Below are 17,711 nucleotides of genomic sequence, written 5' to 3' on the forward strand. Positions count from 1 at the left end.
TTGATGTGAGTGTCATCAACCCCATCTGCTCTTTTTGTTGAGGTTGAAGAAAATGTCCGGACAAACTCCCCTGCCCAGTTCACCGGTGGAATTGCCCCTGTTGCCGTTGCGCGATGTGGTGGTGTTCCCCCACATGGTGATCCCGCTCTTCGTTGGGCGCCCCAAGAGCATCAAAGCGCTGGAGGCCGCGATGGAGGCCGAGCGCCGCATCATGCTGGTTGCCCAGAAGGCCGCAGCCAAAGACGAGCCGTCTACCGATGACATGTTCGAGATGGGCTGCGTCGCAACCATTCTTCAGATGCTCAAGTTGCCCGATGGCACCGTCAAAGTGCTGGTCGAAGGCCTGCAGCGCGCCAAGGTGATGTCGATCACCGAAGGCGAGACCCATTTCCTGGCACAGGTAACGCCAGTGGATCCCGAAGGGGAGAGCTCTGGCGCTGCCGCGACCGAGCTCGAAGCCCTGCGGCGCGCCGTGATGCAGCAGTTTGACCAGTACGTCAAACTGAACAAAAAAATCCCTTCGGAAATCCTGACCTCGATTTCCAGTATCGACGATCCCGGCCGACTGGCCGACACCATCGCAGCCCACCTGCCACTCAAGCTGGAAGCCAAGCAGGTGGTGCTCGATCTTGATCCGGTGAACAAGCGCCTGGAGAATCTTTTCGAGCAACTCGAGCGCGAAGTCGACATCCTCAACGTCGACAAGAAAATCCGCGGGCGTGTGAAGCGCCAGATGGAAAAGAACCAGCGCGATTTCTACCTCAATGAGCAGGTGAAAGCCATCCAGAAGGAGCTGGGCGAAGGTGAAGAGGGCGCCGACATTGAAGAGATCGAGAAAAAGATCAAGGCCGCTCGCATGCCGGCCGAAGCGCGCAAGAAAGCGGAAGCCGAGTTCAAGAAGCTGAAGTTGATGTCGCCCATGTCGGCTGAGGCCACCGTGGTGCGCAACTACATCGATGCCCTGGTGAGTTTGCCCTGGAGCAAAAAGACCAAGATCAAACACGATCTGGCTGCGGCGGAAGCCGTGCTGAACGAAGACCATTACGGCCTGGAGAAAGTCAAAGACCGCATCCTTGAATACCTCGCTGTGCAGCAGCGTGTGGACAAGGTCAAAGCCCCTATCCTGTGTCTGGTGGGGCCACCCGGCGTGGGCAAAACCTCGCTTGGGCAGTCGGTGGCCAAGGCCACCGGGCGAAAATACGTCCGCATGGCATTGGGCGGCATGCGCGATGAAGCCGAAATCCGGGGTCATCGGCGCACCTACATTGGCGCGATGCCGGGCAAGGTGTTGCAGAGCCTGAGCAAGAGCGGCACCCGCAATCCGCTGTTCTTGCTCGATGAGATCGACAAGTTGGGCACCGATTTCCGCGGCGATCCCTCCAGTGCCTTGCTGGAAGTGCTGGACCCGGAGCAGAACCACACCTTTGGCGATCACTACATCGAGGTCGACTTTGATTTGTCCGACGTGATGTTCGTCGCGACGTCCAACTCGATGAACATTCCGCCAGCCTTGCTGGACCGCATGGAAGTGATCCGTTTGTCGGGTTACACGGAAGACGAAAAAACCAATATCGCGGTGCGGTATCTGTTGCCCAAGCAGCTGAAGAACAATGGTATCCGCGACGGTGAGGTGGAGATCAAGGAAGAGGCGGTTCGCGACATCGTGCGTTACTACACCCGCGAAGCGGGCGTGCGTTCGCTCGAGCGTGAACTGGGCAAGATTTGCCGCAAGGTGGTGAAGGGTGTGCTGCTCAAGAAGTACACATCCACCGTGGTCGTCGACAGCAGCAACCTCAGCGATTTCCTCGGCGTGCGCAAGTACTCCTATGGCCGCGCCGAAGCCCAAAACCAGGTGGGTCAGGTGGTCGGTCTGGCATGGACCGAAGTGGGCGGCGATTTGCTCACGATCGAAGTGGCGACCATGCCCGGTAAAGGTGTGATCACCCGTACAGGTTCCCTGGGCGACGTGATGAAGGAATCGGTCGAAGCCGCGCGCACTGTGGTGCGCAGTCGCTCACGCACCTTGGGGATCAAAGATGAGCAGTTCGACAAGCGCGACATACACATCCACGTACCCGATGGCGCTACCCCCAAGGATGGTCCGAGCGCGGGCGCTGCGATGACCACGGCTCTGGTGTCGGCTTTGACCGGCATCCCGGTGCGGGCCGATGTGGCCATGACGGGTGAAATCACCCTGCGGGGCGAAGTGACGGCCATCGGCGGGTTGAAAGAGAAGCTGCTGGCCGCACTGCGTGGGGGCATCAAGACCGTGATCATTCCTGAAGAAAATGTCAAGGATCTTGCCGATATACCGGACAACGTCAAACTGGCGCTGGAAATTGTTCCTGTGAAATGGATCGACAAAGTGTTGGCCATTGCCCTGGAGCGCCTGCCCGTGCCGCTGACCGAAGAAGAGGTGGCAGCCCAGGTTGCAGCGGCTGCGGCTCGTCCCGCAGTGGCAGCCTCTGACACGGTGAAACATTGATGAATAATTTTTCGGCTGGCTTGCAAGGTCGCAATTTTCCAAGCTATAATTTCAGCTTCTGACGAACACTCCAACACGTTAGAAATAAGCGGGATTAGCTCAGTTGGTAGAGCGATACCTTGCCAAGGTATAGGTCGAGAGTTCGAGTCTCTTATCCCGCTCCACATTCAAAAAGGGAAGCCAGTGCTTCCCTTTTTTGTCGGTAGAGCAGAGGTCGGTTGCATGCCGATTTCGACATGGCGCGATAGCAAAGCGGTTATGCAACGGATTGCAAATCCGTCTAGCCCGGTTCGACTCCGGGTCGCGCCTCCAGTCTTCCTCAAACGCCCCGTTCAGTCACCTGTCCGGGGCGTTTTTGTTGGGCTGTTGCCGCCGCTTGAACCTGCGACAATGACAAGCTTGCCTCGATGGTGAAATTGGTAGACACAGCGGACTTAAAATCCGCCGGCTGTAACGGCCATACCGGTTCGATTCCGGTTCGAGGCACCAGCAGCAGGTTGGCATCGCTGGGTCGTCCGCCTCGCTGCGAGGCCTGGGCTACCCTTGGTTTTTCCCGGTTTCACCGGTACAGTGAGAGTTCATGACCCGATACAACGCACCCTTCGAAATTCACGTGCACGGCGATGTGCTGTTGCGTGAGGATGTGGTCTTTGCCCAGATTCAGGATGCGCTCAAACCACTGTGGCAGTACGCGGGTGCGCGTTCGTTGGCGGCGGCTTCGGAGAGCGCGTACGAAGACGAGCCCGGTATCCGCTTTGATGCCAATGCCCATCTGCTTCAGATTTGCTGGACCGTTCCAGGCGATGAAGACTTTCGCCAGGTGATGGAAGAGGCCTGCATGGGGCTCAACGAAATCGCATCAACAGGCGCGCCACTGGAAGTGTCCTTCTACGACACCGAGTTCGACGAAGAAGAGGAAAGCACTGAGGCGGAAGCACGGGACGATTTCATGATGTGCTTTGTCGGCCCGACGCCTGCCGCCATCATGCAGGTTCAACGCGACTTGCTGGTGCAGGATGTCGTGCATGTGATGGAGCGGCACTTTGATGCCGCCGAACTGGGCGAGGTGGTCGCATCGATCGACACCCTGTTCACCCAGCGCTTTGAGTCCTTGGTCAACTCCATGCAGCTGGGTCGTCCGCCCCGGGGGCATGGCGGCTCGGGACATGGCGGTGGGCGCAAGCCCCGCCACTTGCACTGACCACTGCATGGGTTCGTTTGCTCTGGCACTGCTGGCCAGTGCCACGCCGGCCCTGCGTTTGGCGCCATTGCCATGAAAGCCATGGTGGCTGATACCTTGCAACCCGGCGTGCGCAAGCGCGAGGTGTTTGGCTGGGCCATGTACGACTTTGCCAACTCGGGCTACACCACGGTGGTGTTGACCGCGGTTTTTGCGGCCTATTTTGTGGGTGCTGTCGCAGACGGCGCGGTCTGGGCGACCTTTGCCTGGACGGCGGCATTGAGTGTGTCCCATGCGGTGGTCATGATCACCATGCCGTTGATGGGCGCCTGGGCCGATCAGCATGCGGCCAAGAAGCGGCTGTTGTTGTTCAGCACGATCGGATGTGTCCTGGCGACGGCTTCATTGGCCTGGGTGGGCCCAGGAGCGGTGGCGCTGGCTGTCGCGCTGATCATCGTCTCCAATGTGTGTTTTGCCTGGGGTGAGTCGTTGATTGCATCCTTCCTGCCTGAGCTGGCCCGACCCTCTGCGATGGGGCGCGTCAGTGGCTGGGGCTGGAGCCTGGGCTATGTCGGCGGCATGCTTTCTTTGGGCTTGTGCCTGGCCTATGTGTTGTGGGCCCAGGGGCAGGGCCAGCCTGCCGGTGCCTTTGTGCCGGTGACCATGTTGATCACCGCAGTGGTGTTCGCGCTGGCCGCTTCGTTGACCCTGATGCTGCTCAAGGAGCGTGCTCGCCCGACGCATTCCTCGAGTGAACGCATGGGGTTTCGTGCTTCGCTGTCGCAGCTCCAGCGCACGTTTCGAGAGGCGAGCCAATACCGCGACTTCATGTGGCTGCTGGCGTGTGCAGTGGCCTACCAGGGTGGCGTAGCCGTCATCATCACGCTGGCCGCGATTTACGCTGAGCAGGTGATCGGGTTTGTGCAGCAGGAAACCATGGTGCTGATCTTTGTATTGAACATCGCCGCAGCGCTGGGGGCGTTCGTGTTCGGCTACGGGCAGGACCGCCTGGGGCACAAGAAAGCCCTGGCTCTCACCTTGGTGGGGTGGGTCATCACCTGTGTGGTGGCCGCGCTCACCACCACCAAAGGCGGTTTCTGGTACGCAGCGGCCATTGCTGGTGTGTGCATGGGGTCCAGCCAGTCATCGGGCCGGGCCATGGCCGGTTTGCTTGCGCCGCCTTCCCGCGCAGCCGAATTTTTTGGCCTGTGGACGTTTGCCACCCGCCTGGCCAGCATCATCGGGCCGTTGAGCTATGGCGCCATCACCTGGATCACCGAAGGCAATCAACGCTTGGCGATCGCGTCCACCGGTTTCTTGTTTTTGCTGGGATTGCTGCTGTTGTTGCCGGTCAATATCGAGCGCGGCCGCGAACAGGCCATGCGAGGCGAAACGGGCAACGCCTGATCAGGGGGCGTGACCTGGATCTGTGGCGATCCAGGTCCCAGGAGTTCAGGCGCTCAGTAGGCGAGGGCGCGGGGCAGCTCTTTGGCCTGTGCCACCCACTTGGTGACTTCGGCCTCGGTGGGTGCGCGGCGAACGAGGCTCTTCTGGGCGTTGAGTTCCGCCATGGCCTTGCACAGGTTGTCAGGCCGCCTGCGCGCCAGTTCGGGCACCGTGTCCACACCCGCGGCTTCCAGCAGTTCCGCGTATTCCGAACCAATCCCGTTGACGCGGTAGAGGTCGACCATGTTGGCAAATTTCAGGATCTGTTTGCCGGTGAGACCCGTCTGACCAGCCAGCGATTTTCGCTGGGATGGGGTCTTGCATTGGGTGAGCATGCTGTTGGTGTCTTTAACCCCGGCAGCGATCAACTTGTCGCTGATGATGGGGCCAATGCCTTCGACGTCGCTGATTTTTTTGTTCGCCATGCTGATTGCATCCTTCGAGTGGGGGTTGAGGGTGGCACCGGCGGTGCACGGATCAACTGTACTGAAAAGGTGTTGCCGATGCCAGTGTCTGATGCGGCAATGGCTGTCGAATGTGACTTTTTTGGGGTTGAACCCACCGATCGGACGTCAGATGCACGCTTGATGGGCGGATGCGTCCAGCGACAGCCAACGCAGCGCGGCCCGCTCCAGAGTGGCGATGTCGCCGGTGGTGATGAACTTGGGCGCCATCAGCGGGGCGGAACGCGCCAGGTCGTGGCCTGCTTGCGTGAGCAAATTGTGGGCTCGGCGCGATACGGGTCGCCCTGTGTCCAGCCAGTGGATGGCGGGCTCGCAACAGGCGCGCAATGTGTCCAGGGCAAACGGGTAATGGGTACAGCCCAGCACGATGGTATCGATGCGGTGTGCCTGAGGCGTGGCGCGCCACAGCGCTTCCAGATAACGTTGGCCCAGGGTTTTGATCGCTGCGCTATCGTGGCGTTCGATGGCGTCGGCCAAACCGTCGCAAGGCTGGCATACGAACCGCATCTCGGAGGGGCTTTGGTCTCTCACATGGGCCATGAGGCGCGCAAACCGATCGCTGTTGAGCGTGGCGCGGGTGGCCAATACGCCGATGCATCCGGTCTGGCTGAGCAGCGCGGCCGGCTTGAGCGCCGGCTCGACGCCGATGATGGGCAGGTCGGGATGCTCGGCGCGCAGAGCGTCAACGGCATGGGCCGTGGCCGTGTTGCAGGCGATGACCAGCGCGTCGATGTGATGTGTGGCGCGCAGGTAGCCCGCCATGCCTGACGAACGCTTCCGGATCGTCTCCACGTCGCGCTCGCCGTAGGGCGCAAAAGCGTTGTCGGCGAGGTAGACGCAGTGCACACCGGGCATCTGCTCGCGCAGATCCCGAAGCACACTCAAGCCACCGACGCCGCTGTCAAAAACGCCCAGGGTGGTCAATCGGGCCTGTCTCGGTTCAGCCGCCGGCGACCGAGATGCCTTTGAACTCGCCGGTGGCGATGCGCTGGCTCCATTCAGCCGGGCCGGTGATATGGACGCTGGTGCCGCCCGCGTCAACGGCCACGGTGACGGGCATGTCGGTCACATCGAATTCGTAGATGGCCTCCATGCCCAGGTCTTCGAAGCCCACCACTTTCGCGGTCTTGATGGCCTTGGACACCAGGTAGGCGGCTCCGCCCACGGCCATGAGGTAGGCGCTCTTGTGGTTCTTGATGGATTCGATCGCGACCGGGCCCCGCTCGGCCTTGCCGATCATCGCGATCAGTCCGGTTTTCTCCAGCATCATGTCGGTGAACTTGTCCATGCGGGTGGCGGTGGTCGGACCGGCGGGGCCTACGGCCTCATCGCCCACCGGATCGACCGGGCCGACGTAGTAAATCACGCGGTTGGTGAAATCCACAGGCAGGGGCTCGCCCTTGGCCAGCATGTCCTGGATGCGCTTGTGTGCGGCATCGCGCCCGGTGAGCATCTTGCCGTTGAGCAGCAGGGTCTGGCCTGGCTTCCAGCTCGCGACCTCGGCCTTGGAGAGTTTGTTGAGGTCCACGCGCTGGCTTTTCTCTGCGTCGGGGGCCCAGTTGACGTTGGGCCACAGATCCAGGCTGGGCGGATCGAGGTAAACGGGGCCGGAGCCGTCCATGACGAAATGGGCGTGGCGCGTGGCCGCGCAGTTGGGGATCATGGCAATGGGTTTGCCTGCCGCGTGGGTGGGGTACATCTTGATCTTGATGTCGAGTACGGTGGTCAGGCCACCCAGGCCCTGTGCGCCAATACCCAGGGCATTGACTTTGTCGAGCAGCTCCAGTCGCAGCTCTTCCACCTGGGTGAGCTTTTCACCCTTGGTGGCTTTTGCTTGCAGTTCGTGCATGTCGATGTCTTCCATCAGACTCTGCTTGGCGAGCAGCACCGACTTTTCTGCCGTGCCGCCAATGCCGATACCGAGCATGCCCGGCGGGCACCAGCCCGCGCCCATGGTGGGCACCGTCTTGAGCACCCAGTCGACGATGCTGTCGCTGGGGTTGAGCATCATCATCTTGCTCTTGTTTTCGCTGCCACCACCCTTGGCTGCCACGGTCACATCGATGGTGTTGCCGGGCACGATTTCCGTGTAGATCACCGCGGGCGTGTTGTCGCCGGTGTTCTTGCGGGCGAACAGGGGGTCGGCCACGACGCTGGCGCGCAGTTTGTTGTCCGCGTTGTTGTAGCCCTGGCGCACGCCTTCGTTGATGGCGTCTTCCAGACTGCCCGTGAAACCCTCCCAGCGCACGTCCATGCCCACCTTGAGGAACACGTTCACGATGCCGGTGTCCTGGCAAATCGGGCGGTGGCCTGTCGCGCTCATCTTGCTGTTGGTGAGAATCTGCGCGATCGCATCTTTGGCCGCTGCGCTTTGCTCACGCTCATAGGCGCGAGCCAGATGGGCGATGTAGTCGGCGGGGTGGTAGTAGCTGATGTACTGCAGGGCAGCGGCGACGGATTCGATCAGGTCGGCCTGGCGGATGGTGGTGGTCATGGGGGCTCCTGTTGGACTTGGGTGGGCTGGTTGTGGGCGTTTCAGTGGCCCTTGCTGCCTTTGGGGCTGGACATCAGGCGATCGGTGAAGGCGATGGCCATGGCACTGAGCAGGAAGACCACGTGGATGATGGTCTGGTACATCAGCACTTTCTCTTCGTAGTTGGCGGCGTTGATGAAGGTCTTGAGCAGGTGGATCGACGAAATGCCGATGATGGCCGTGGCCAGCTTGACTTTGAGCACCGAGGCGTTTACGTGGCTGAGCCACTCGGGCTGATCAGGGTGGCTTTGCAGACCCATGCGGCTCACGAAGGTTTCGTATCCACCGATGATCACCATGATCAGCAGGTTGGAAATCATCACCACGTCGATCAAGGCCAGCACGACCAGCATGATGATGGTTTCGTTGAGCGCGGTGACATCGATGGAGTCTTTGTAGCCCACACTCTTGACCAGCGCGGCGAGTGCGTTCTGGTTGCCAAACGCGGCCTCTACCAGGTGCACCAGTTCCACCCAGAAATGGAAGACGTAGATGGCTTGTGCAGCGATGAGTCCGATGTAGAGCGGCAACTGCAGCCAGCGGCTGGCAAAAATCAGCTTGGGCAAGGCACGGATGACAGGGGGATTCTGGATCGGATCGGACATATGGGCATTCAGCGGGGAAGTGCCCCGATTGCGTGAAAAATGAGCAGGGGGTATTGTAGGGTGCAGGCGTGCCTGGCCGCGGCTCCGATCCACCCTGTAAGTGGCTCGTAAGAGCCCTTGCGCACAGTCGCCGGGTTCACTGTTGAGACAACACATAGAGGAGACCGCCCATGTCCACACCGTCAAACGCCATCCAGTCCACGTTGGTTGAGAACCGCGTTTTTGAACCCTCTGACGCCATGCGCCAGTCGGCCCGCATCTCGGGCATGGCGAGCTATGAAGCCCTGTGTGCAGAAGCGGAAAACGATTTCGAAGGTTTCTGGGCCAAGCGAGCCCGTGAAACCCTGAGCTGGCACAAGCCGTTCACCAAAACGCTGGACGCCTCGGACGCGCCGTTCTACAAGTGGTTCGAAGACGGGGAACTGAACGCCTCGTACAACTGCCTGGATCGCCACATGGGCACGCCGGTCGAAAACAAGACGGCCATCATCTTTGAAGCCGATGGCGGTGAAGTCACCAAGGTCACCTACAAGGAGCTGCTCGCCAAGGTGTCGCAGTTCGCCAATGCGCTCAAGGCCAAGGGCGTGAAGAAAGGTGACCGTGTGGTCATCTACATGCCCATGACCGTCGAAGGCGTGATCGCCATGCAGGCTTGCGCACGCATTGGCGCAACCCACAGCGTGGTATTCGGTGGCTTCTCAGCCAAGGCCGTGCAGGAGCGTATCCAGGGCGCCGGCGCGGTGGCGGTGATCACCGCCAATTACCAGCTGCGTGGAGGCAAGGAGCTCCCGCTCAAGTCCATTGTGGACGAAGGCATTGCCATGGGTGGCTGTGAGTCGGTCCAGAGCGTGATCGTTTTCCAGCGCACACCCACAGCGGTCAACATGGTCGCCGGTCGTGACAGCTTCATGCACGAGGTGATGGCCAGTGAGTCCACCGACTGCCCGGTCGAGATGGTGGGCGCTGAGCACCCGCTGTTCGTGCTGTACACCTCGGGTTCCACCGGTAAACCCAAAGGCGTGGTGCACAGCACCGGCGGTTACCTGCTGTGGGCCAACCTCACCATGCAATGGACCTTCGACCTGAAGGACGACGACGTTTTCTGGTGCACCGCCGACATCGGCTGGATCACCGGTCACACCTATGTGGCCTATGGACCACTGGCTGCGGGTGCCACGCAAATCGTTTTTGAGGGCGTGCCCACCTACCCGAATGCGGGACGCTTCTGGCAGATGATCGAGCGCCACAAGTGCACCATCTTCTACACCGCGCCGACCGCAATCCGCTCGTTGATCAAGGCCGCCGAAGCCGACGAGAAGGTGCATCCCGCACGTTCCGATCTCACCAGTCTGCGCATCCTGGGTTCGGTGGGCGAGCCCATCAACCCGGAAGCCTGGATGTGGTACTACAAGCACGTGGGTGGCGAGCGCTGCCCTATCGTGGACACCTTCTGGCAGACCGAAACCGGTGGCCACATGATCACACCACTGCCGGGCGCCACGCCGCTGGTGCCGGGTTCGTGCACGCTGCCGCTGCCAGGCATTGCCGCGGCCATCGTTGACGAGACCGGCAACGATGTGCCCAATGGTTCGGGCGGCATCCTGGTGGTGAAAAAGCCCTGGCCTTCGATGATCCGTACCATTTGGGGTGAGCCTGAACGCTTCAAGAAGAGTTACTTTCCCGACGAGCTCAAAGGCTACTACCTCGCGGGCGACGGTGCCGTTCGCAGTGTCGACCGGGGCTATTTCCGCATCACGGGCCGCATCGACGACGTGCTCAACGTCTCAGGCCACCGCATGGGCACGATGGAGATCGAATCCGCGCTGGTGGGCAAGACCGATCTGGTGGCCGAGGCGGCCGTGGTGGGCCGGCCCGATGATGTGACGGGCGAAGCGATTGTGGCTTTCGTGGTACTCAAGCGTTCGCGTCCCACAGGCGACGAAGCCAAGGCCATTGCCAAGGAATTGCGCGACTGGGTGGGCAAGGAGATTGGTCCAATCGCCAAGCCCAAGGACATCCGCTTTGGTGACAACCTGCCCAAGACCCGCTCGGGCAAGATCATGCGCCGTTTGTTGCGCTCCATCGCCAAGGGCGAAGAGATCACCCAAGACACCTCGACGCTTGAGAACCCGGCCATTCTCGACCAGCTGTCCGAGCGCATGTAAACCGTTAGCGGTCCGTGTCGCAGAGGTGAGGCACTTCGGAAGAGGCTGCCTTCACCGTTCGGCGGTGTGAATCTCGTGCTGCCAAAAAAAACCCGCTGAATTCAGCGGGTTTTTTTTTGGCGTGGCGCCAGCGGTTAATTCAGGCTCAACACCCAAGCGGCCAGTTTCTTGGCGTCGGCTTCAGACACCTGGGTGTTGGCTGGCATGGGAATAGCACCCCACACGCCCGAACCACCCTTGACGATCTTTGTCGCCAGCATGTCGACCGCTTTGGCATCACCAGCATATTTCTTGGCCACTTCTTTGTAGGCAGGGCCGACCAGTTTTTTGTCCGTTGCGTGGCAAGCCATGCAGTTCTTGCTTTTGGCCAGCGCCTCATCAGCAAAAGCTGGGGCGGAAATCGCGGCCATCGCGGCCATAATCAAGAGAGTGCGTTTCATGGTGTTGTCCTCGTGGGTCATTGGAATGGGGTCACAGGGTTGAATTTTACCCACGTACACTGGCTAGAAACGATCGGTTACAGTTTCTTGCCCGGCTTTATCGGACCTTTACTGGAGGCTGTGATGTATTTGCTGTTGTTGGGCATTGCCCTGATGCTTTTGAAGTATTTCGAGATAGGCTTTGTGGCCGATCTGTCGTGGTTGTGGGTGCTGTCACCTTTTGCGCTGGCCGTCGCTTGGTGGGCATGGGCCGATGCGACGGGCTACACGAAACGCAAAGTCATGGAAAAAATGGATCAGAAAAAGAAGGATCGCATCGAGAAGCAGCGCGAGTCGTTGGGCATCAAGCCCCGCCGGCGCTGATGCCCGTGACCAGGTGACCGATCGGGTCGGCCACCTGGGCATTCAGTTCCCAAAGTCGTCCAGGACCGCGCCCTTGCTGGCACTCGACGCATTGAACGCGAATTTGGCTTGTACGCCGCGGGTGTAGCGCGGCGCCGGTGCCTTCCAGGCCGAGCGCCGTGTGGCGATTTCTTCGTCGGTCACGTGCAGTTCCAGCTGCAGTTGGCGTGCGTCGATGGTGATGCTGTCACCTTCGTGCACAAAGGCAATGGTGCCGCCCACGGCCGCCTCGGGCGCCACGTGGCCAACCACCATGCCCCATGTACCACCCGAGAACCGGCCGTCGGTGATCAGGCCCACGCTCTCACCCAGCCCTGCGCCGATGAGCGCGCCGGTGGGTGCCAGCATTTCGGGCATGCCCGGGCCGCCCTTGGGGCCGAGGTAGCGCAACACCATCACGTCTCCGGCCACGATTTTTCCGTCCAGAATCGCCTGTAGCGCCGTCTGTTCGTCGTCAAACACGCGGGCCGGGCCGGTGATCACCGGGTTCTTCAGGCCGGTGATCTTGGCCACGCAGCCTTCCGGGCTCAGGTTGCCCTTGAGGATGGCCAGGTGGCCTTGGGCGTACATGGGCTTGTCGATGGGGCGAATCACCTGCTGGTCAGCGCTTGGCGCGTCAGGGACCTCCTTCAACACCTCGGCAATCGTCTGGCCGCTGATGGTGATGCAGTCGCCGTGCAGCAATCCGGCGTTGAGCAGCATCTTCATGACCTGCGGAATGCCTCCGGCGCGGTGCAGGTCGACTGCCAGGTACTGCCCGCTGGGCTTGAGGTCACACAGAACCGGGACCTTTTTGCGCATGCGCTCGAAGTCGTCGATGGTCCATTCCACTTCCGCCGCGTGAGCGATGGCCAGGAAGTGCAGCACTGCGTTGGTCGACCCACCGGTGGCCATGATCACGGCCACGGCGTTTTCGATCGCTTTGCGGGTGACGATGTCGCGTGGCTTGATGTCCTTTTTGATGGCTTCAATCAGCACCTTGGCCGACTCCTTGGCCGAGTTCATCTTTTCGTCGTGTGGATTGGCCATGGTGGAGGAGTAGGGCAACGAGATACCCAGGGCCTCGAAAGCCGAGCTCATGGTGTTGGCGGTGTACATGCCTCCGCAAGAGCCTGTGCCCGGGATGGCGCGCTTTTCGATCTCCAGCAGATCTTCGTCACTGAGCTTGCCCGCGGCGTTTTCGCCGACGGCTTCGAACACGCTGACGATGTTGAGGTCTTTGCCCTGGTAGCGCCCGGGCAGGATGGTTCCGCCGTATACATAAATGGCCGGAACGTTGGCACGCAACATGCCCATCAGGCCGCCGGGCATGTTCTTGTCGCAACCACCAACGACGACCACGCCGTCCATCCATTGGCCTTGAACGCAGGTTTCCACGCAGTCGCTGATGACTTCGCGGCTGACCAGCGAGTACTTCATGCCCTCGGTGCCCATGGCCATGCCGTCGGAAATGGTGGGTGTGCCAAACACCTGGGCGTTGCCGCCGGCTTCTTCAATGCCGGCAATGGCGGCATCGGCCAGTTTCTGCAGACCGGAGTTGCACGGGGTGATGGTGCTGTGGCCATTGGCCACACCCACCATGGGTTTCTTGAAATCGTCTGCCTCATAGCCCATGGCGTAGTACATGGAGCGGTTGGGTGCGCGCGACTTGCCCTGGGTGATGTGGGCACTGCGCTCGTTGATGGCTCGGATGGTGACGGTCTTGCGTTCTGTCATGGGTGTGTCTCCTGTGTTGTAGGGGTGCTGAGGTGCATGGCTTCGTTTGCTGGTGCACGCAGGCCGTGTGTCGGCTCCCGTTATAGCGCAGAGGTCAAGGCCCTGACGAGGTGTGGGCGATAATGGAAAGAGGCGAAAGCCGCCCTATGTCCAACCCCTGAAACAGCACTGCCATGCCCGCTTATCGCTCAAAAACCTCCACCGCCGGACGCAACATGGCCGGTGCCCGCTCACTCTGGCGAGCCACGGGCATGAAGGATGGGGATTTTGAAAAACCCATTATCGCGATAGCCAATTCGTTTACCCAGTTTGTGCCGGGTCATGTGCACCTGAAGGACATGGGCCAGTTGGTGGCCAGGGAAATTGAAAAAGCCGGTGGTGTGGCCAAGGAGTTCAACACCATTGCAGTGGACGATGGCATCGCCATGGGTCACGATGGCATGTTGTATTCCCTGCCCAGTCGGGATCTCATTGCCGACTCTGTGGAGTTCATGGCCAACGCGCATTGTGCCGATGCCTTGGTGTGCATTTCCAACTGCGACAAAATCACGCCCGGCATGCTGATGGCCGCGATGCGACTGAACATCCCGGTGGTTTTTGTCTCGGGAGGGCCCATGGAGGCGGGCAAAGTACGCCTGGCGAATCCGGAGACGCAAGTCATGGAGTTCCGCAAGCTGGATCTGGTGGACGCCATGGTGATGGCGGTGGACGACAACGTGTCCGATGCCGATCTGGCGGAAGTGGAGCGCTCGGCGTGCCCGACCTGCGGATCTTGTTCGGGCATGTTCACGGCCAATTCGATGAACTGTCTCGCCGAGGCGCTGGGCCTGGCGTTGCCAGGCAACGGCACGGTGGTGGCCACCCACGCGGATCGCGAGCAATTGTTCCTGGGTGCCGGTCGCTTGATCGTGGAGCTCTGCAAGCGCTATTACGAACAAGATGACGCTTCCGTGTTGCCACGCTCCATGGGATTCAAGGCCTTCGAGAATGCAATCACGCTGGACATCGCCATGGGGGGCTCTACCAACACGATCCTGCATTTGCTGGCCATCGCCCAGGAAGCCGAGATTGACTTCACCATGGCCGATATCGACCGCGTATCGCGCGACGTGCCGCAGCTGTGCAAGGTGGCGCCCAACACCAACAAATACCATATCGAAGATGTGCACCGCGCTGGCGGCATCATGGCCATCCTGGGTGAGCTGGACCGCGCAGGCAAGCTGCACACCGATGTGCCCACGGTGCACGCGCCCACGATGAAGGACGCCCTCGACAAATGGGACATTGCCCGCGCGCCCAGCGAAGCTGTGAAAACCTTCTACATGGCCGGCCCGGCCGGTATTCCCACCCAGGTGGCTTTCAGCCAGGCCACACGCTGGCCCAGCCTGGATGTGGACCGCGCAGAAGGCTGCATCCGATCCGGTGAACACGCTTTCTCGCAAGAGGGGGGCTTGGCGGTTTTGTTCGGCAACATCGCGCTGAACGGATGCGTGGTGAAGACCGCGGGTGTAGACGATTCGCTCCTGGTGTTTGAAGGCAATGTGCACGTCACCGAATCACAAGACGAAGCCGTGGCCAACATTCTGGATGACCAGGTCAAGGCGGGCGATATCGTGGTGGTTCGCTACGAAGGCCCCAAGGGAGGCCCAGGCATGCAGGAAATGCTCTACCCCACCTCATACATCAAGTCCAAAGGCCTGGGCAAGGCCTGCGCTTTGCTGACCGACGGCCGTTTCTCCGGCGGCACTTCGGGATTGTCGATTGGCCACGTATCGCCCGAAGCGGCGGCGGGTGGTGCCATTGGGCTGGTCCGCAACGGGGACAAGATTCGGATCGACATTCCCAACCGCAGCATTCATGTGCTGTTGTCAGACGAAGAGCTGGCCAAGCGCCGCGCCGAACAGGATGCGCTGGGCTGGAAGCCGGCTCGTCCGCGCCCGCGCAAGGTGTCGGCCGCGCTCAAAGCCTATGCGTTGCTGGCCATGTCGGCCGACAAAGGGGCTGTGCGCGATCTGTCCATGCTGGGTGGTTGAACTGGCGTTGAACAAGCAGGTGCTCCAACGGGTTATGTTGTGTCGTGCTGAAGCAGGCATGGCTTGCGTGCACAATCACCAGCCATGCTGATTCATCCCCAAATCGATCCTGTCGCCCTCCAACTGGGGCCACTGGCCATCCACTGGTATGGCCTGACCTACCTGGCCGCGTTCGGCTTGTTTCTGTGGCTGGCCAATGCCCGGCTGAAACACGAGCCGTTTGCTTCCGTTCGTGTGCCCCAGCCCTGGACCCGGCGCGACGTGGAGGACATTCTCTTTCTGGGTGTGATGGGGGTGGTGGTCGGCGGTCGGGTGGGGTATTGCCTTTTTTACAAACCCGCCTATTACCTCTCGCATCCGTTGGAAATTTTTGCGGTCTGGCAAGGTGGCATGAGCTTCCACGGCGGACTGCTCGGCGTGATGCTGGCCATGGTCTGGTATGCCCACAGCCGCCAGCGCGCATTTCTGGACGTGATGGACTTCGTGGCTCCTTGTGTGCCCACGGGCCTGGCCGCTGGCAGGGTGGGCAACTTCATCAACGGTGAGTTGTGGGGTCGTGTCGCTGATCCTTCATTGCCGTGGGGCATGGTTTTCCAGGGCGCAGGCGAGGCACCTCGACATCCCTCTCAGATCTACCAGTTTTTGCTGGAAGGGCTGTTGCTGTTTGTGTTGTTGTGGTTTTACGCACGCAAGCCTAGGGCCCGGGGCCGGGTCTCGGCGATGTTCCTGGTGGGCTATGGCTGCTTCCGGTTCATCGCTGAATTTTTCCGGGAGCCCGATGCGTACCTCGGTCTGTTGTCTCTGGGGATGAGCATGGGCCAATGGCTTTGCGTGCCGATGATCGTGGGCGGGGTGGGGTTGTGGTTGTGGTTTGGCCGGCAGGCGGCCAACCCGGCCACGCCTGTCGCGCGCAATTCAAAGGCTTGATCGGATATGGCCGGACAGGTGTTGGTTCATCGTGACAGTGCCGTCTTGCGGGTCACCTTGAGCCATCCTGGCAAGTTCAACGCGATGTCCCGCGCCATGTGGCGCGAGCTGAAAAGCGTGTTCGATGCTGAAGCCCATCGAGAAGACCTTCGGTGTGTGGTGATCGCCGGTGAAGCGGGCCATTTCTGCTCGGGCGGGGATATTTCGGAGTACCCCACCTTTCGTTTTGATGAAGCGGCCTTGCGCCAGTTTCATGAGGGCGAGGTGTGGGGCGGATTGCAAGCGGTGCTGGATTGCCCAGTGCCCGTGCTGGCGCACATTGAAGGCAACTGCATGGGTGCGGGTGTGGAAATCGCGAGCTGTTGTGATTTGCGCGTGGCGGGGCAGGGCGCGCGCTTTGGGGCTCCGATTGCCCGCCTCGGGTTTCCGATGGCGCCGCGCGAGGCTCAGCTGGTGGCCCGGGAAGCTGGCGCCGCGGTGGCTCGGTCCATGTTGCTGGAAGCCGCAGTATTCGATGCGGATCAGATGCTGACCCACGGCTTTTTGAACACAGTTGTGCCTGACACGGATGTCGCGCCTGATGTGAACCGGCGCGCAGCGAACATCGCTCAGCTGGCTCCGCAAGCCGCGCGGATGAACAAATCCACACTGCGTCTCCTGGCGTCGAGCGGGATTTCCGAAGCGTTGCTGAGCAGCGCCTATGCCTTCGCCGACAGCGCGGAGCACCGCGAAGGCATTTCAGCCTTTCTCGCCAAGCGCCCGCCCGTCTTTTGACACCGAGGTGCTCAGCCCTTTGAGCATCCCATGAGCACGGTTGGTGCGCGTGGGATGCGCGCGAGCCTTACCTCAACACCAAGACCGGAATATGGGAATGCGTCAGCACTTGCTGGGTCTCGCTGCCCAGCAGCAAGCGCTTGAGCCCTCGGCGGCCGTGAGAGGCCATCACGATCAGATCGCATTTGTTGCGCTTGGCCGCTGCAATCACCGCTTCCGAGATCAGATCAGACTTCACCGTAACGGGCTTGACCTTGACCTCTCGCAATTGCCCGGCCGATTTCACGGCGTTCACCACGGCCATGGCCTCGTCGTGCCATTGTTTTTCAATGCGCGCCACTTCCGAGGCTGCGAGTGCGACGCCCCCTTCAAAGTAGGTTTGCGGGTAGCGCGGCACCACTTTGAGAGCCACCACGTCTGCGCCCGTGATGTCGGCCAACTGGATGGCGTGTTCCACCGCTTTATTGGACAGCTTGGAACCGTCGGTTGCCACGAGAATACGCTTGTACATGAAGATCTCCCCAAAGGATTGTGATGAATG

At 60.7% G+C, this 17,711-nt stretch carries 15 protein-coding genes and 3 tRNA genes; 11 read left to right on the forward strand and 7 right to left on the reverse strand.

Translation table 11 applies throughout. The annotated features are described in order from the left end of the window. Nucleotides 1-52 precede the first annotated feature (52 nt). The 6 genes from lon to E5678_RS03050 all read left to right on the forward strand — a co-directional run bounded on the left by lon (nt 53) and on the right by E5678_RS03050 (nt 5,072). A complete protein-coding gene (gene lon / locus E5678_RS03025) occupies nt 53-2,485 on the forward strand; it encodes an endopeptidase La (protein ID WP_136177157.1) in 2,433 nt (810 codons plus the stop codon). A gap of 88 nt (nt 2,486-2,573) precedes the next feature. Next, nucleotides 2,574-2,649: transfer RNA gene (locus E5678_RS03030), tRNA-Gly, on the forward strand. Between the two features lie 74 nt (nt 2,650-2,723). After that, nucleotides 2,724-2,797: transfer RNA gene (locus E5678_RS03035), tRNA-Cys, on the forward strand. A gap of 89 nt (nt 2,798-2,886) precedes the next feature. After that, nucleotides 2,887-2,974: transfer RNA gene (locus tag E5678_RS03040), tRNA-Leu, on the forward strand. A gap of 91 nt (nt 2,975-3,065) precedes the next feature. Next, nucleotides 3,066-3,686 carry a DUF6806 family protein gene (locus tag E5678_RS03045; RefSeq protein WP_136177158.1) on the forward strand — a complete coding sequence of 207 codons (621 nt, stop codon included), beginning with the start codon at nt 3,066-3,068 and terminating at the stop codon, nt 3,684-3,686. A 72-nt stretch (nt 3,687-3,758) separates the two neighbouring features. After that, nucleotides 3,759-5,072, forward strand: a complete 1,314-nt coding sequence (locus E5678_RS03050; protein ID WP_136177159.1) for an MFS transporter — start codon at nt 3,759-3,761, stop codon at nt 5,070-5,072. 53 nt (nt 5,073-5,125) lie between these two features. Here the strand turns inward: E5678_RS03050 and E5678_RS03055 are convergent, their stop codons facing one another. The 4 genes from E5678_RS03055 to E5678_RS03070 all read right to left on the reverse strand — a co-directional run bounded on the left by E5678_RS03055 (nt 5,126) and on the right by E5678_RS03070 (nt 8,713). Next, entirely contained in the window at nt 5,126-5,536 is a 411-nt protein-coding gene (locus E5678_RS03055; RefSeq protein ID WP_136177160.1) for a DUF4332 domain-containing protein, read from the reverse strand. Between the two features lie 147 nt (nt 5,537-5,683). Then, nucleotides 5,684-6,499 (reverse strand): glutamate racemase, encoded by an 816-nt coding sequence (murI, locus tag E5678_RS03060; RefSeq protein ID WP_136177161.1) that lies wholly within the window; start codon nt 6,497-6,499, stop codon nt 5,684-5,686. Between the two features lie 16 nt (nt 6,500-6,515). Then, entirely contained in the window at nt 6,516-8,069 is a 1,554-nt protein-coding gene (locus tag E5678_RS03065; protein ID WP_136177162.1) for a fumarate hydratase, read from the reverse strand. Between the two features lie 41 nt (nt 8,070-8,110). After that, the gene (locus E5678_RS03070; RefSeq protein WP_136177163.1) at nt 8,111-8,713 is read right to left on the reverse strand and encodes a TIGR00645 family protein; all 603 of its coding nucleotides are present in this window, start codon (nt 8,711-8,713) and stop codon (nt 8,111-8,113) included. Nucleotides 8,714-8,883: 170 nt separating this feature from the next. Between E5678_RS03070 and acs the strand changes: the two genes are divergently transcribed. Next, nucleotides 8,884-10,878, forward strand: a complete 1,995-nt coding sequence (acs, locus tag E5678_RS03075) for an acetate--CoA ligase (protein WP_136177164.1) — start codon at nt 8,884-8,886, stop codon at nt 10,876-10,878. Between the two features lie 134 nt (nt 10,879-11,012). Here the strand turns inward: acs and E5678_RS03080 are convergent, their stop codons facing one another. Continuing rightward, nucleotides 11,013-11,318: a c-type cytochrome gene (locus E5678_RS03080; RefSeq protein ID WP_136177165.1), complete on the reverse strand. Its 306-nt coding sequence runs from the start codon at nt 11,316-11,318 to the stop codon at nt 11,013-11,015. Nucleotides 11,319-11,441: 123 nt separating this feature from the next. Between E5678_RS03080 and E5678_RS03085 the strand changes: the two genes are divergently transcribed. Further along, nucleotides 11,442-11,681 (forward strand): TIGR04438 family Trp-rich protein, encoded by a 240-nt coding sequence (locus E5678_RS03085; RefSeq protein WP_136177166.1) that lies wholly within the window; start codon nt 11,442-11,444, stop codon nt 11,679-11,681. A gap of 42 nt (nt 11,682-11,723) precedes the next feature. On the opposite strand, the gene ilvD (E5678_RS03090) is transcribed toward E5678_RS03085, so the two are convergent. Further along, a complete protein-coding gene (gene ilvD / locus E5678_RS03090; protein ID WP_136177167.1) occupies nt 11,724-13,436 on the reverse strand; it encodes a dihydroxy-acid dehydratase in 1,713 nt (570 codons plus the stop codon). Between the two features lie 173 nt (nt 13,437-13,609). Here ilvD (E5678_RS03090) and ilvD (E5678_RS03095) point away from each other — a divergent pair, with 173 nt between their 5' ends. The 3 genes from ilvD (E5678_RS03095) to E5678_RS03105 all read left to right on the forward strand — a co-directional run bounded on the left by ilvD (E5678_RS03095) (nt 13,610) and on the right by E5678_RS03105 (nt 17,170). Further along, a complete protein-coding gene (gene ilvD, locus E5678_RS03095) occupies nt 13,610-15,469 on the forward strand; it encodes a dihydroxy-acid dehydratase (RefSeq protein WP_136177168.1) in 1,860 nt (619 codons plus the stop codon). Nucleotides 15,470-15,553: 84 nt separating this feature from the next. Then, on the forward strand, nt 15,554-16,396 hold the full coding sequence (gene lgt, locus E5678_RS03100) for a prolipoprotein diacylglyceryl transferase (RefSeq protein WP_136177169.1): 843 nt from the start codon (nt 15,554-15,556) through the stop codon (nt 16,394-16,396). 6 nt (nt 16,397-16,402) lie between these two features. Next, a complete protein-coding gene (locus tag E5678_RS03105) occupies nt 16,403-17,170 on the forward strand; it encodes an enoyl-CoA hydratase/isomerase family protein (protein WP_136177170.1) in 768 nt (255 codons plus the stop codon). A gap of 67 nt (nt 17,171-17,237) precedes the next feature. On the opposite strand, the gene E5678_RS03110 is transcribed toward E5678_RS03105, so the two are convergent. Further along, entirely contained in the window at nt 17,238-17,681 is a 444-nt protein-coding gene (locus E5678_RS03110) for a universal stress protein (protein WP_136177171.1), read from the reverse strand. Nucleotides 17,682-17,711 lie beyond the last annotated feature (30 nt).

It is taken from the genome of Hydrogenophaga sp. PAMC20947, assembly GCF_004795855.1.
Lineage (GTDB): Bacteria > Pseudomonadota > Gammaproteobacteria > Burkholderiales > Burkholderiaceae_C > Hydrogenophaga.